This window comes from Acinetobacter seifertii, from assembly GCF_000368065.1.
In the GTDB taxonomy this organism is placed as follows: Bacteria; Pseudomonadota; Gammaproteobacteria; order Pseudomonadales; family Moraxellaceae; genus Acinetobacter; species Acinetobacter seifertii.
Genome location: NZ_KB851203.1, coordinates 168,990 through 182,094, shown reverse-complemented (window position 1 = coordinate 182,094; position 13,105 = coordinate 168,990). Strand labels below are relative to the sequence as shown.

The window sequence follows — 13,105 nt, the reverse complement described above, 5'->3', positions numbered from 1 at the left end:
GGTTGACCAATTTCGTTATTTTACAGTTTATCGTTGATGTTGATTAATAAGTCCAATGTTCTTTTTTAGGCTTAGGACCAAATTATGACTGGTATCACATCACCAAAACCTTTAAATATTGTTGCCGTTTCTGGTGGCTTAAATACCCCATCTAAAACCGAAAGTCTGGTTCAAGCCATTCTTGATGAATTATCAGAAGCAATCGATGTTAAAGTTCATTTTATTAAATTAAGCGAAATTGGGCCATTACTTGGCGGTGCATTTTATCGCAATCAACTTCCGCAGCGTGTACAAGATGATCTTGCAGCGGTTGAAGCAGCAGATGCCCTAATTGTCGGTACTCCTGTTTACCGTGCCTCTTTTACTGGTCTTTTCAAACATTTCTTCGATTTTGTTGAACAAACAGCATTAGTCGATGTCCCTGTACTTTTAGCAGCATCGGGTGGTAGTGATCGCCATGCTTTAGTACTAGAGCATCAGCTTCGTCCATTATTTAGCTTCTTCCAAGCACAAACTTTACCAATTGGCGTATATGCAACAGATCGCGACTTTACCCCTGAATATACGGTGAAAAGCGAGCAACTAACTGACCGTATTACGCTAGCAGTGGCTCGTGCATTACCAATTTTAGAATGGGCACCAGCAAAAGGTAAACGTGCAGAAGTGATCAAATCTAAGACTCAGCAAGCAAATCAAGAACTTGGTATTAACAAGCAAATTGAGCAAGAAGAAGTATTACCTTCAGCAGCTGTACCAAACCTTGATGCAGCAGAGTCTCGTTTGCATCATAAGTCTGGTAAATCATTAACGCATGTTGCCTAAGCGCAATATAGCTAAATAAAAATAACGAATGGGAGAGCGCACCATGACGCAATTACAACAACCGATTAAATTTGCTTATTGGGTACCGAACGTAAGCGGTGGCCTTGTTGTGAGCAACATCGAACAGCGTACAGACTGGAGTTATGACTACAATGTTCGACTTGCTCAGGCAGCTGAAAACAATGGTTTTGAATATGCGCTCACTCAAATTCGTTTTACGGCGGGCTATGGGGCAGAAAACCAGCATGAATCCGTGAGTTTCAGTCATGCATTACTGGCAAAAACTGAAAAGCTTAAGGTGATTGCGGCGATTCTGCCCGGCCCTTGGAAACCGGCACTTGCAGCTAAACAGCTCGCGACAATTGATTATCTAACGGAAGGCCGTATTGCGATTAATGTGGTGAGTGGCTGGTTCAGAGGCGAGTTTGATGCGATTGGTGAGGAATGGCCAGAGCATGACGAGCGCTATGTCCGATCTGAAGAGTTTATTCGTACGCTAAAAGGCATTTGGACCACAGATAACTATAGTTTCGATGGTAAATACTACCAGTTCCAAAACTACACACTTAAACCAAAACCTCTGCAAAAGCCTCATATTGAAGTGTTTCAAGGAGGTAGTTCACGGGCTGCACGTGACATGGCTTCACGCGTATCTGACTGGTATTTCACCAACGGCAATACTGTCGAAGAAATTCAAAAACAGGTCGAAGACATTCGCACCAAAGCTAAAGCCAATAATCATCACGTCAAAATTGGTGTAAATGCGTTCATTATTGCTAGAGATACCGAAGAAGAAGCAAAAGCGGTACTTCAAGAAATTATTGATAAAGCCAACACTGAAGCCGTAAATGCTTTTGGCGATGCAACTCGTGAAGCAGGTGCAGCATCTCCAGAGCAACAAGGTAACTGGGCAAAATCAACTTTTGAAGATTTAGTGCAATATAACGACGGTTTCAAAACCAATTTGATTGGTACACCTCAGCAAATTGCAGAGCGTATTGTGGCGCTTAAAAATGTAGGTGTCGATTTGGTTCTTTCAGGATTCTTACACTTTATTGAAGAGGTGGAATATTTCGGAGAAAAAGTTCTGCCGCTCGTTCGTGAGTTAGAACTTCAACAGGAAAAGGAGGTAGAAATCCAAGCGAAATCAGCCTAAAAAACTCCAGTTAAAAACAGCGCAAGATAATAAAAACAACAAACTAAAATAAAGTTTTATTGGCTCCAAGACTCGGCTTGGAGCTTTTATTTTTAAGGTTTCTCAACTTCTCGAACGACAGTTTCAACTGAATAGCGACACCATTTTGAAAGAACCTCAATAAATTCATTTAATGCTGCAGGTTCAAAATGACTGACAATCATGTAGCAAGCATTGCCCATGACTTTAAAGCATTCATCTATTTGTTCGTATTGCTTCACTAAATTTTCAATTTCTTCAAAAGAGCGCTGTTCATTTAGATGCAAATGAATAAATTGTTTATGCGAATATTGAACGGCAATGGTGTAATTTTTGATAACCCCTGCATCCATTAATTGAGCAATTCGAGTACCCACCGCCTGCCCCGTCCGGTGAACTCGCTGCCCGATTTCTTTATTGGTTAAGCGGGAATCTTGCTTGAGTAATGCAAGAATTTTTAGATCAATCGGGTCTAATTCAATATTCATTTTTCATGGCGAAAGAAAACTGGCGTTAATGCTTTCATAGGACTATAGCCGATTTTGCCAGTAGAGAATAACCTTGTTTTATCTTATACAAACAAGAGTGTTCTCATGAAACAAGCACTATTAGTTATCGATGTTCAAAATGATTATTTTAAAAATGGCAAAATGGAATTGGTTGGACCAGATCAAGCGCTCGATAAAATAAAGCAGCTTGAACAATATTTTAACGAGAAAAATTTACCGATTATTTATGTGCAACATATTAACCCGCCACAAGCGAGTTTCTTTCAAGAAAATACAGATGGGGTTTTACTTCATCCTGAACTTAGTACTGGCAGTGATTCATTAATCGTGACAAAGCATTATCCAAATAGTTTCTTAGAAACCAATTTAGAAGAACTTTTAAAAGCACATCAAATTGAACAACTTATTATTACAGGCATGATGACGCATATGTGTATTGACTCAGGGACACGTGCAGCCAAAGAACTTGGCTATCAACCCATATTAATTGCAGATGCTACTGCAACACGTGACTTAAGCTATGCTGGAAAGACTACAAAAGCTGAAGACGTACAAACAGCTTTTTTAACTGCGCTGAGTACGTTTGCGAATGTACAAAATACTGCTGACTTTTTAGCAAACTCTTAATGAATCTCAATAAAAAAGCCCCAAATGGGGCTTTTTAAAATTAGTTTTGCTTATCGGGATAAACCGTTGCAATTAACTGATCTACTACAGCCGGTTCAGCCAAGGTTGAAGTGTCGCCTAAACTATCAAGCTCGTTTGCCGCGATCTTTCTTAAAATACGGCGCATAATTTTACCCGAACGGGTTTTCGGTAATGCAGGTGCCCAATGCAGTGCATCTGGCGAAGCTACTGGTCCAAGTACTTTACGCACCCAGTTGATTAACTCTTTACGCAGTTCTTCCGACTCTGGCACACCCGCCTGTAAGGTCACAAAAGTACAAATACCCTGTCCTTTAATGTCATGGGGCATGCCCACTACCGCTGCTTCTGCTACTGACTCATGCGAAACAAGAGCACTTTCAATTTCAGCCGTACCTAAACGATGGCCTGAAACGTTTAAAACATCATCAACACGACCTGTAATCCAGTAATAACCATCTTGATCACGGCGAGCACCATCACCTGTAAAATAAGTATTTTTAAAGGTAGAGAAATACGCCTCAATAAAGCGATCAGGATCACCCCAAATGGTACGCATCTGACCCGGCCATGAATCTTTAATTACAAGGTTACCTTCAGCCGCACCTTCTAACTCATTACCTTCACCATCTACAATGGCGGGTTGAATACCAAATAACGGACGTGTTGCCGAACCCGGTTTTAATGCTGTTGCACCCGGTAATGGCGCAATCAAAATACCACCTGTTTCAGTTTGCCACCATGTATCAACAATCGGACAGCGGCCTTCACCAACGACATTGTAGTACCAGTTCCAAGCCTCTGGATTAATAGGTTCACCAACCGAACCAAGTAAACGTAAACTGCTACGATTACTTTCGCGTACATACGAATCGCCTTCTCGCATCATGGCACGAATCGCAGTTGGCGCTGTATATAGAATAGAGACTTTGTGTTTATCGACCACATGACCAAGACGTGCCCATGTTGGATATTGAGGTACACCTTCGAACATTAAGGTAGTCGTACCATTTGCCAACGGACCATAAATCAGATAACTATGCCCTGTAATCCAACCAATATCGGCTGTACACCAATACACATCATCTTGTTTTAAATCGAAGACTTCTTTAAAAGTACTGGTTACATAAACCAGATAACCGCCTGTGGTATGCAATACCCCTTTCGGTTTACCTGTTGAGCCTGAGGTATAAAGAATAAATAAAGGGTCTTCTGCCTTCATTGGTTCTGGAGGACAGTTGGCATCTACCTCCATAATAATGAGGTGATACCACAAATCACGGCCCGGTTTCATTTCAATCGGGTTTGCATTGCGGTAAACCACAATCACATTTTCAACACACTCGGTACCTGGCAACGCTAAAGCCAAATCAACGTTTTCTTTGAGGGGTAATAGTTTTCCAGCACGTAGGCTTGAGTCTGCAGTAATTACAAGTTTAGCTTGGCTGTCTTCAATACGACTTGCCAACGAGTCTGGCGAGAAGCCACCAAATACCACGCAGTGAACAGCACCAATACGTGCACAGGCTAACATCGCAATTGCAGCCTCAGTGACCATCGGCATATACAACACAACACGGTCACCTTTACCAATGCCATATTTCTTTAAAACGTTGGCAAAGCGACAAACTTCATCGTGTAATTCTTTATAAGAAACGATTTTATGACGAGAAGGATGGTCTCCTTCCCAAATAATGGCGGGTTTATGAGGATGTTCTTTAAGATGCCTGTCCAAGCAGTTTGCTGATACGTTCAACTCGCCATCGGCAAACCATTCAATCTTGAAATTGTCTTTGTCAAAACTGGTATTTTTAACTTGGGTAAATGGCTTTATCCAATCGACAATTTTAGCTTGCTCTGCCCAGAATTCATCTGGGTTCTCGATAGAGTGTTGATAACGTTTAAAGTAGTCTGCTTCAACAGTACGAGCTGTTTTTTTAAATTCCTCTGGTACCGGATAGATCTCATTCATACGCAACTTCCTTGATCTTGTGCATCCCATCTCGAGACTGTGGCTATTATTTTACTGGATCTTATTTGTATGCCTTTTCAGTATGGTGACTGTTTCAAAGCCTAGACAATCCGACTTTGGTCACATATTAACCACTTACTCAAACATACGAAATTGTGAACATTTTTATAAAATTAAGTTGATTTAAAACATTTGTCTATAGCTTTTACTTTTATAATTTTTTAAAGATTTGATGGTTTTGACCATCAACAAAGATTATTTTACCTTTTAGACGCAGCACAGGAATAAAATAATATGTTTGCCGAAACGCCCTCTTCACGTCCACCACAACTTCCATTTAAAGACAGTCCTTTTTCAATTCATGGTCGCTTTAACCGCATGAGTTATTTGGGTGGCTATGGCCTAATTTATTTAGTCACCCTCATAGGTTATTTCATTTTGGCTTCATTTCTTGGAAGTTTTCAGCTTTCAAGTAATCTATTTAATTTTGAGTTTTACAGTTCTCTTTCTGGCGTAAGTGCTTTAGTGGTCTGGGCTTTTTGGCTATTTTTGATTTATTTAAATATTGTTCTGGTTGTTCGACGTTTGCACGATCTAAATAAGAGTGGCTGGATGGGATTACTATTGTTCATTCCCGTCATACAGTTCTTTTTCATGATCTATTTACTACTTGCTTCTGGTACAGCAGGTCCAAATCAATATGGTCCAGCTCGACCTTCAACATTTATAGAAAAACTGATGGCTTGGCTTATTTTATTCGCTATTTTAATTAGTCTCATTTCCACAGCAGGCTTTTTTTATTATTTCTCTGGGACCGATACCCTAGAAACACCAACACAAATCTTACAAAAAGGAACGCAATACTTTTAATTAAAAAACACTTTATTATTTAGTTGAACTCATTATAGTAGGCGCACATTTTATCTCCTACTATGATGGAAGCTGAAAAATAGCTTTCATGAATTTATTCAATCGAGACTTGCCGTGGCTGATGAACAAAAATCCTTAACGGATGTTGCAAAAAATACAGGCGAACTGTTGCAAGAAGCGGGTACTAAAACCACTCAAACGGTTTTAGCACATACCGAGAAATATCATGATGCATATACCACTATCGACAAAATTGTAGATAGTTTCTGGGAACGTGTACCTTATATCTGCATTGCGATTACCGTTTTTATTATTTTTTGGCTACTGACCAAATTATTTAAGTTCTTTGTTCGTAAGACTTTAGAAAATCGCTCTTATACTCGCCAAAATCTGGTACTTGTTTTAAACCGTGTCGGCAGTACAACAATTTTATTCTTTGGTTTCTTAATTGCTCTCGTCATTATGATTCCAGGGTTCACGCCGGGCCAACTCATGAGTGCATTGGGTATTGGTTCGGTCGCAATTGGTTTTGCATTTAAAGATATTTTCCAAAACCTGCTTTCAGGTATTTTGATTTTATTGAGCGAGCCATTCCGTATTGGCGATTCGATTGTAGTGAATTCACTTGAAGGGACTGTTGAAGATATTCAGATTCGTGCAACCTTCTTACGCTCACCAGACGGCCGTCGTATCGTTATTCCAAACGCAACTGTTTATACGAGTGCTTTAACGGTAAATACGGCTTACCAACAACGACGCTGTGAGTTCGTAGTCGGTATCGGTTATGACGACGATGAGCAAAAAGCGAAACAAATTATTTTAGATATTCTCAATAATGACCGAAATGTACTGAGTCAGCCTGCTTTCTCGGTTAACGTGACAGCTCTAGCAGACTTCTCGGTTAACCTTACGGTACGCTGGTGGATTAACACCACTGAGACAGATATTTCATCATCTACAAGCACTATTCAAGCCGAAGTAAAACAAGCCTTCAATGCAAATGGCATTAATATTCCTTACCCAATTCAGGAATTAAAAATGGCTGCAAATCATTTGCCATTGAATGCTGAGAACTCAGCTAAATAAACGCCCTAAAATATAAGAAATAGACGTTTCTGTTCTTAAAATACGGTTGCCTAAGCTCACAGCTTGGCAGCCGTTTTTTGTGAGTAAATCAACTTCATAGGGAATAAAGCCACCTTCGGGACCCACGACAATACTGCAAGCATGGTCAATACCGTTCGGCATACTCTCATCAGCATAAGGGTGAGCCACATAGGCAGGAGATGTTTCTGAAATGAGGGTTGGCAAAACGTCTTCAACAAAAGGTTTAAAACGTTTATACATTTGAATTTCAGGAACGATGGTGTCACCTGCTTGTTCAAGTCCAAGCGTAACGTAGTTATCTATTTGCTGTAAAAATGGGGTTTGCCAATAGCTTTTATCAACTCGATAACTATGAATTAGGCTTATCTTTTCAACACCTAAAGTCACACTATCCATAATTAAACGGCGTAAAACTTTAGGTCTTGGTAAAGCCACAATTAAATGAACTGGAAGTTTTGCCGGTACTGCTTCTTCACGAATAGGGCGTATACACACTTCTTGCTCATCAATCGAAACAATTTCTGTGACATAACGCGCGCCATTACGAATACCAACTTTCAGATTTTGGCCAACCGTAATATCAAGATGTTCACGTAAATGTTGTAATTGGCGCTTTGAATGAATCGACCAGATTTCTGACTGAGTATCTTCAGGTCCTAGTAAAACAATATTCATGGTTTTTCGGCCAAATACCTGTTAATCACCCCTATATGTTTTTGTAGCGAACCTTGATTACGCTGCAATACTTTATGCGCCTGTGTAACGAGCTGTTCAGTAGCTTCAGGTTCTGCAAGACAAGCTAGCCAGATATCAACGACCTGCTGTGCATCTTGAGCAATAAGTACCCCATTTTCATCAATGAACTCATCAACAATTGTTTGAAAGTTGAAATAACGAGGTCCTACCACTGTAGGTACATTTAAAACCATAGGTTCTAAAATATTATGTCCACCACCCGGCTCATTTAAAGAACCACCTACAAAGCACACCTGACTTAAGGCGTACCATAACCAAAGCTCACCCATGCTATCGGCCAAATAAACCTGCGTGCTGGCATGAATACTTTGCCCCATGCTTCTACGATGCGTAACTAAATTTAAATTTTGAGAAATTTCAAATACTTCATCGAAGCGTTCAGGATGACGAGGCACAACTATGCATACCAACTCACGATTGGAATTTAAATGAGGTGCAAGTGCCTCCAAAATTTGTTGTTCTTCGGGTGCATGTGTACTGGCAATCGTCACAACCTGACGGTTTTCCAAATACCACTGCTGATGCAATTGGGCAGCTTGTTTTATAAAAGCCTCGGGCGCATGAATATCAAACTTAATATTTCCAACGACCTGACTTTTATGCTCATCTAAACCAAGCTCGACATAACGCTGACGGGTTGCACTATCTTGTGCTAATACCCAGTCGATTTGCTTTAACATACCGGCAGTTAAACTTGAGACTTTGCTATAACCTTTTGCTGACTTTTCAGATAGGCGAGCATTAAGCAACAAACAAGGCACATGCTGTAACTTGGCTTGATCAATTAAATTTGGCCAAAGCTCTGTTTCAACTAGTGCTAAAAGTCTCGGTTGGTATGACTCGAAAAATTGTTTTAAAAGCGGTTTTTGGTCTACAGGCAAATAAACTGCTTGGAATAAATCTAGATAGGGCTCTTTTAAAAAAAGTGACTTGGCACGTGCCTGACCTGTTTTTGTAGTATTGGTCACTAAAACCGGCTGCCCAAGTTTGAGATAGTGCTCGATTAAAGGCTGTGCAGCATTGGTTTCCCCAACTGAAACAGCATGAAACCAGATGGATTTTTGGTTTTTAGGATCTTCAAACGGCCCAAATCTTTCCAGACATTCCTGATGATATAATTCCAGACTTTCTGCACGTCTTTTTATTCGCCAGCGATAAAACGGTTTTAATAAATGGAGTGCTGTGTTGTACCAAAATGGGGTCGCCAAGCGGTTTGCCTCAAATAGTCAAAATTTAAAAACTGGGGAAAATATAACATAGATAAAAAAAATGGCAGAGTTTCGATACCTAAACTCTACCATATACAAGAAAAGTCATTGACTGAACTCACAAAAGAGCAAGTTCAGTAAAAAGAAAAACTTAATAATAAAATGATTTTATGAAGCTTCTAAAGCAGGATAGTCTGTATAACCTTCAGCGCCTTTAGCATATAAAGTCGTTGGTTGAATTTCATTTAATGGTAGACCTTGCTCTAAACGTTGTAAAAGGTCTGGGTTCGCAATATAAGCCTTACCAAAAGATACTGCATCTGCCTGACCTTCACGTAAAATACGTTTTGCCGACTCTGGTGTCAGATTTTCATTGGCAATCCACACACCATTAAATTTTTCACGTAATTGCGGACCAATACTATCGGCAGCTTCGTATTCGCGAGAGAAAATGAAAGCTACATTACGTTGACTCAATTGTTCAACCACATAACCGAATGTCGCTAACGGATTTTCATCCCCCATATCATGAGAGTCGCCACGCGGTGCAATGTGTACACCTACTCGGCCAGCGCCCCACACTTCAATAAAGGCATCAACCACTTCTAATAACAAGCGAGCACGATTTTCAACCGGACCACCATACTCATCATCACGTTGGTTGGTATTACTTTGAAGGAACTGGTCAATTAAATAACCATTTGCAGCGTGCAACTCAACACCATCAAAACCAGCGGCTTTAGCCAGTTCTGCTGAATGTTTATATTGAGCTACAACTTCTTGAATTTCTTCAATTGAAAGTGCGCGCGGTTTTACGAATGGGCGTTTAGGGCGTAATAGACTCACTTCACCCGCAGGTTGAATCGCACTTGGTGCAACTGGAATATCACCATCTAAAAGTTCAGGGTCTGAAATACGGCCCACATGCCAAAGCTGAACTACAATTTTTGAACCTTGCGCATGAACTGCTTCAATAATCTTATTCCAAGCTTGTGCCTGCTCTTGTGACCATAGTCCCGGAGTATCTGCATAACCCACAGTTTTTGAACCAATCACAGTGGCTTCCGTGAGAATGAGACCAGCATTTGCACGTTGCTGATAATATTCCACCATTAAGTCGTTTGGAACACGGCTTTCGCCACTACGTGCACGTGTTAATGGGGCCATTACCAGTCGATTTTTAATTTCAAAATCACCAACTGTTAAGGGAGTATTGAGTTCAGCCATGATCGCCTCGACTTACACTTTATTTGTTTTAAAGTGTTTGTTTTAAATGTTCGATATATTGCTGAATCAAAGCTTCGTTACGTGAAAAATAAGACCATTGTCCATATTTTTGGACCTGAATGAGACCGGCCTGCTGTAATACAGACAAATGATTGGACATTGTAGACTGAGCTACTTTACCCAAACGTTCAATATGACCTGCGCAAACCCCTTTTTCAAAACTACCACCACACTCTTCTACCGGTAAATAATGCGCAGGTTCTTTTAACCATTGCAGAATCTGCCGACGCAGAGGATTGGCTAGGGCTTTGCTAATTGCATCAATATCCATAGGCTCAACACGTCTTTTAAACGAACAAAGCTTCGTTCAGCATTTCGAAAACATAATATCGCATTTTCTCGATATTCATATCTATTTTTTTCGATATTCATATCGTATTTTTCCGATTAACTTCCGATCACTGAACTGCTTTGCCGTTTTAATCGCTAAAAATTTAAGAGTTTTAGAGAACTAAAAGTTCGAAAAACTCTTATAACCCCTGCTTTAAACTCGCTTCAATGAAACGATCAAGGTCACCATCAAGAACTGCACCAGTATTTGAGTTTTCAACACCTGTACGTAAGTCCTTAATACGAGAGTCATCAAGTACATAAGAACGAATTTGGCTACCCCAACCAATATCAGACTTCGAGTCTTCAAGTGCTTGAGCCGCTTCATTACGCTTTTGCATTTCTAGTTCATACAATTTTGCTCGTAACTGTTTCCATGCATGATCACGGTTCGCATGTTGTGAACGCTGGTTCTGACACGCAACCACAATACCAGATGGAATGTGCGTCAAACGAACTGCTGAATCTGTTTTGTTAATGTGCTGACCACCTGCACCAGATGCACGGTAAGTATCAGTACGAACATCCGAAGGATTAATATCGATTTCGATATTGTCATCAACTTCCGGTGAAATAAATACAGCAGAGAATGAAGTATGACGGCGGTTACCACTATCAAATGGTGACTTACGTACTAAACGGTGTACACCTGATTCTGTACGTAACCAGCCATATGCATATTCACCTTCTACACGAATCGTTGCAGATTTAATCCCTGCTACGTCACCATCAGATACTTCCATAAGCTCTGCTTTAAAACCGTGACGTTCAATCCAGCGCATATACATACGTAATAACATTGAAGCCCAATCTTGTGCTTCTGTACCACCAGAACCTGCTTGAATCTCGACATAGCAAGGATTTGGGTCCATTGGGTTGCTAAACATACGGCGGAATTCAAGTTTTGCTAATTCTTCTTCGGCAGCGCCAAGCTCAGATTGGACATCTACCAGCAAGCTTTCATCATCAGCTTCAACAGCTAAATCCAGCATTGCTTTGGCATCTTCAAGCTGTGTAGACAAGCCATCTAATACATTAATAACGTTTTCCAGTTCGCCCTTTTCTTTTGCCATTGCCTGAGCACGGTTTTGATCATTCCAGATCGCAGGATCTTCTAACTCACGTAAAACTTCTTCTAAACGCTCTTTTTTCAGATCGTAGTCAAAGATACCCCCGTAGTGTTTGGCTACGATCAGTTAAGTCTTTCAATTGGTTTAGATAAGGATTAATTTCCACGCGAGTGTTCCCATAAAAGCAGATAAACAATCGAATATTTTATCATAGCTATGGTTATCTTCGAACCTGCTTTAATCTTTAACTCATATTTTCAATTTAAAAAGTTTTTATTTCTTTCAGAAGATTTTAAGCTTTATTCGTAACATCCCCATACAAAATTGGGTACTTTTCCAGCATTTTTGAGTTTCTACACAAAATCTCCTCAATTTTAATAAAATAAAACATTGTGTATTTATATAATTAAATCAATAACTTAATTTAATTAAATTTACAAAAAAAGCACATGGTTACAGTACAGTTACTCGTGCAAGATTGACGCTAAATGATTTTGCTCTAGACTAAAAGTTGTAACAAAACATTTATAAAATCGTTTTTAGAGGGGAGAGATTCCATGAAAAAACTAGCAATTGCATCAGCTCTTTTATCTGCGCTTGCAGTAAGTGGCGCAGCAAACGCTTACCAAGCTGAAGTTGGTGGTTCTTACACTTATCTTGATCCAGATAACGGCAGCAGCGTAAGCAAATTTGGTGTTGATGGTACATATTATTTCAACCCTGTTCAAACACGTAATGCACCGCTTGCTGAAGCAGCATTCTTAAACCGTGCAAGCAATGTTAACGCACACGTTAACTATGGCGATAACAGCGGTACTAAAGATACTCAATACGGCGTAGGTGTTGAATACTATGTTCCTAATACTGACTTCTACCTTAGCGGTGATGTAGGCAGAAATGAACGTGAGATCGACAACACAAACTACGACCAGAAAGTTACAACTTATGCGGCTGAAGTAGGTTACTTACCAGCACCTGGTTTGTTACTTGCTTTAGGTGTTAAAGGTTATGACGAAAAAGATGGTAAAGACGGCGCAGACCCTACCGTTCGTGCAAAATACGTAACTCAAGTTGGTCAACATGACGTAAATCTTGAAGCTTACGGCGCGTTTGGTGACCTTGACGAATATAAAGTTCGTGGCGACTACTACATCGATAAAACTTTAAGTTTAGGTGTGGACTACTACAACAATGACTTAACTGATAAAGACGAATGGGGCATTAATGCTAAAAAATTCTTGAATCAGCAAGTAAGTGTTGAAGGTCGTATTGGTTTCGGTGATAACGACAACACTTATGGTGTTCGTGCAGCATACCGCTTCTAATCTTACCTAGATTAAAAAATCCGCTCAATT

13 protein-coding genes are annotated in these 13,105 nt (G+C 40.0%); 6 read left to right on the top strand and 7 right to left on the bottom strand.

Translation table 11 applies throughout. From position 1 onward, the window contains the following. Window positions 1–84 precede the first annotated feature (84 nt). Window positions 85–822 carry an FMN reductase gene (gene msuE / locus F985_RS20920; protein ID WP_004704976.1) on the top strand — a complete coding sequence of 246 codons (738 nt, stop codon included), beginning with the start codon at window positions 85–87 and terminating at the stop codon, window positions 820–822. A gap of 43 nt (window positions 823–865) precedes the next feature. Beyond that, window positions 866–1,978, top strand: a complete 1,113-nt coding sequence (gene sfnG, locus F985_RS20915; protein WP_004704974.1) for a dimethylsulfone monooxygenase SfnG — start codon at window positions 866–868, stop codon at window positions 1,976–1,978. 92 nt (window positions 1,979–2,070) lie between these two features. Here the strand turns inward: sfnG and F985_RS20910 are convergent, their stop codons facing one another. Beyond that, window positions 2,071–2,484: an Lrp/AsnC family transcriptional regulator gene (locus F985_RS20910; RefSeq protein ID WP_004704972.1), complete on the bottom strand. Its 414-nt coding sequence runs from the start codon at window positions 2,482–2,484 to the stop codon at window positions 2,071–2,073. 105 nt (window positions 2,485–2,589) lie between these two features. Here F985_RS20910 and F985_RS20905 point away from each other — a divergent pair, with 105 nt between their 5' ends. After that, window positions 2,590–3,132, top strand: a complete 543-nt coding sequence (locus F985_RS20905; protein WP_004704970.1) for a cysteine hydrolase family protein — start codon at window positions 2,590–2,592, stop codon at window positions 3,130–3,132. Between the two features lie 40 nt (window positions 3,133–3,172). On the opposite strand, the gene acs is transcribed toward F985_RS20905, so the two are convergent. Further along, window positions 3,173–5,122 (bottom strand): acetate--CoA ligase, encoded by a 1,950-nt coding sequence (gene acs, locus F985_RS20900; protein WP_004704969.1) that lies wholly within the window; start codon window positions 5,120–5,122, stop codon window positions 3,173–3,175. Window positions 5,123–5,416: 294 nt separating this feature from the next. On the opposite strand from acs, the gene F985_RS20895 reads away from it, so the two are divergent. Both F985_RS20895 and F985_RS20890 read left to right on the top strand, forming a co-directional pair. Next, window positions 5,417–5,992: a DUF805 domain-containing protein gene (locus F985_RS20895; RefSeq protein WP_004704967.1), complete on the top strand. Its 576-nt coding sequence runs from the start codon at window positions 5,417–5,419 to the stop codon at window positions 5,990–5,992. Window positions 5,993–6,106: 114 nt separating this feature from the next. After that, entirely contained in the window at window positions 6,107–7,078 is a 972-nt protein-coding gene (locus tag F985_RS20890; protein ID WP_004704965.1) for a mechanosensitive ion channel family protein, read from the top strand. Here the strand turns inward: F985_RS20890 and F985_RS20885 are convergent. From F985_RS20885 to prfB, 5 genes are all read right to left on the bottom strand, one after another. Further along, complete coding sequence (locus F985_RS20885) at window positions 7,067–7,774, bottom strand: 16S rRNA (uracil(1498)-N(3))-methyltransferase (protein ID WP_004704964.1); 708 nt, start codon at window positions 7,772–7,774, stop codon at window positions 7,067–7,069. The two genes, F985_RS20890 and F985_RS20885, sit on opposite strands and share 12 nt — an antisense overlap. After that, window positions 7,771–9,063 (bottom strand): 3-deoxy-D-manno-octulosonic acid transferase, encoded by a 1,293-nt coding sequence (locus tag F985_RS20880; protein WP_004704962.1) that lies wholly within the window; start codon window positions 9,061–9,063, stop codon window positions 7,771–7,773. The genes F985_RS20885 and F985_RS20880 overlap by 4 nt, the downstream gene beginning before the upstream one ends. 168 nt (window positions 9,064–9,231) lie before the next feature. Then, on the bottom strand, window positions 9,232–10,290 hold the full coding sequence (locus F985_RS20875) for an alkene reductase (RefSeq protein WP_004704960.1): 1,059 nt from the start codon (window positions 10,288–10,290) through the stop codon (window positions 9,232–9,234). Between the two features lie 28 nt (window positions 10,291–10,318). Beyond that, a complete protein-coding gene (locus F985_RS20870) occupies window positions 10,319–10,621 on the bottom strand; it encodes an ArsR/SmtB family transcription factor (protein WP_002053977.1) in 303 nt (100 codons plus the stop codon). 199 nt (window positions 10,622–10,820) lie between these two features. Beyond that, window positions 10,821–11,916 (bottom strand): peptide chain release factor 2 gene (gene prfB / locus F985_RS20865; protein ID WP_099143691.1). Its coding sequence is split into 2 segments (ribosomal slippage): window positions 10,821–11,843 and window positions 11,845–11,916, totalling 1,095 coding nucleotides; the frame shifts between segments, so codons are not numbered across the junction. A 391-nt stretch (window positions 11,917–12,307) separates the two neighbouring features. Between prfB and F985_RS20860 the strand changes: the two genes are divergently transcribed. Next, on the top strand, window positions 12,308–13,075 hold the full coding sequence (locus F985_RS20860; protein ID WP_004704957.1) for a putative porin: 768 nt from the start codon (window positions 12,308–12,310) through the stop codon (window positions 13,073–13,075). Window positions 13,076–13,105 lie beyond the last annotated feature (30 nt).

Excerpts from the sequence above, each read along its gene's own strand:
- msuE (WP_004704976.1), top strand. The coding sequence starts at position 85 with ATGACTGGTATCACATCACCAAAACCTTTAAATATTGTTGCCGTTTCT.
- sfnG (WP_004704974.1), top strand. The coding sequence starts at position 866 with ATGACGCAATTACAACAACCGATTAAATTTGCTTATTGGGTACCGAAC.
- F985_RS20910 (WP_004704972.1), bottom strand. The coding sequence starts at position 2,484 with ATGAATATTGAATTAGACCCGATTGATCTAAAAATTCTTGCATTACTC.
- F985_RS20905 (WP_004704970.1), top strand. The coding sequence starts at position 2,590 with ATGAAACAAGCACTATTAGTTATCGATGTTCAAAATGATTATTTTAAA.
- acs (WP_004704969.1), bottom strand. The coding sequence starts at position 5,122 with ATGAATGAGATCTATCCGGTACCAGAGGAATTTAAAAAAACAGCTCGT.
- F985_RS20895 (WP_004704967.1), top strand. The coding sequence starts at position 5,417 with ATGTTTGCCGAAACGCCCTCTTCACGTCCACCACAACTTCCATTTAAA.
- F985_RS20885 (WP_004704964.1), bottom strand. The coding sequence starts at position 7,774 with ATGAATATTGTTTTACTAGGACCTGAAGATACTCAGTCAGAAATCTGG.
- F985_RS20875 (WP_004704960.1), bottom strand. The coding sequence starts at position 10,290 with ATGGCTGAACTCAATACTCCCTTAACAGTTGGTGATTTTGAAATTAAA.
- F985_RS20870 (WP_002053977.1), bottom strand. The coding sequence starts at position 10,621 with ATGGATATTGATGCAATTAGCAAAGCCCTAGCCAATCCTCTGCGTCGG.
- F985_RS20860 (WP_004704957.1), top strand. The coding sequence starts at position 12,308 with ATGAAAAAACTAGCAATTGCATCAGCTCTTTTATCTGCGCTTGCAGTA.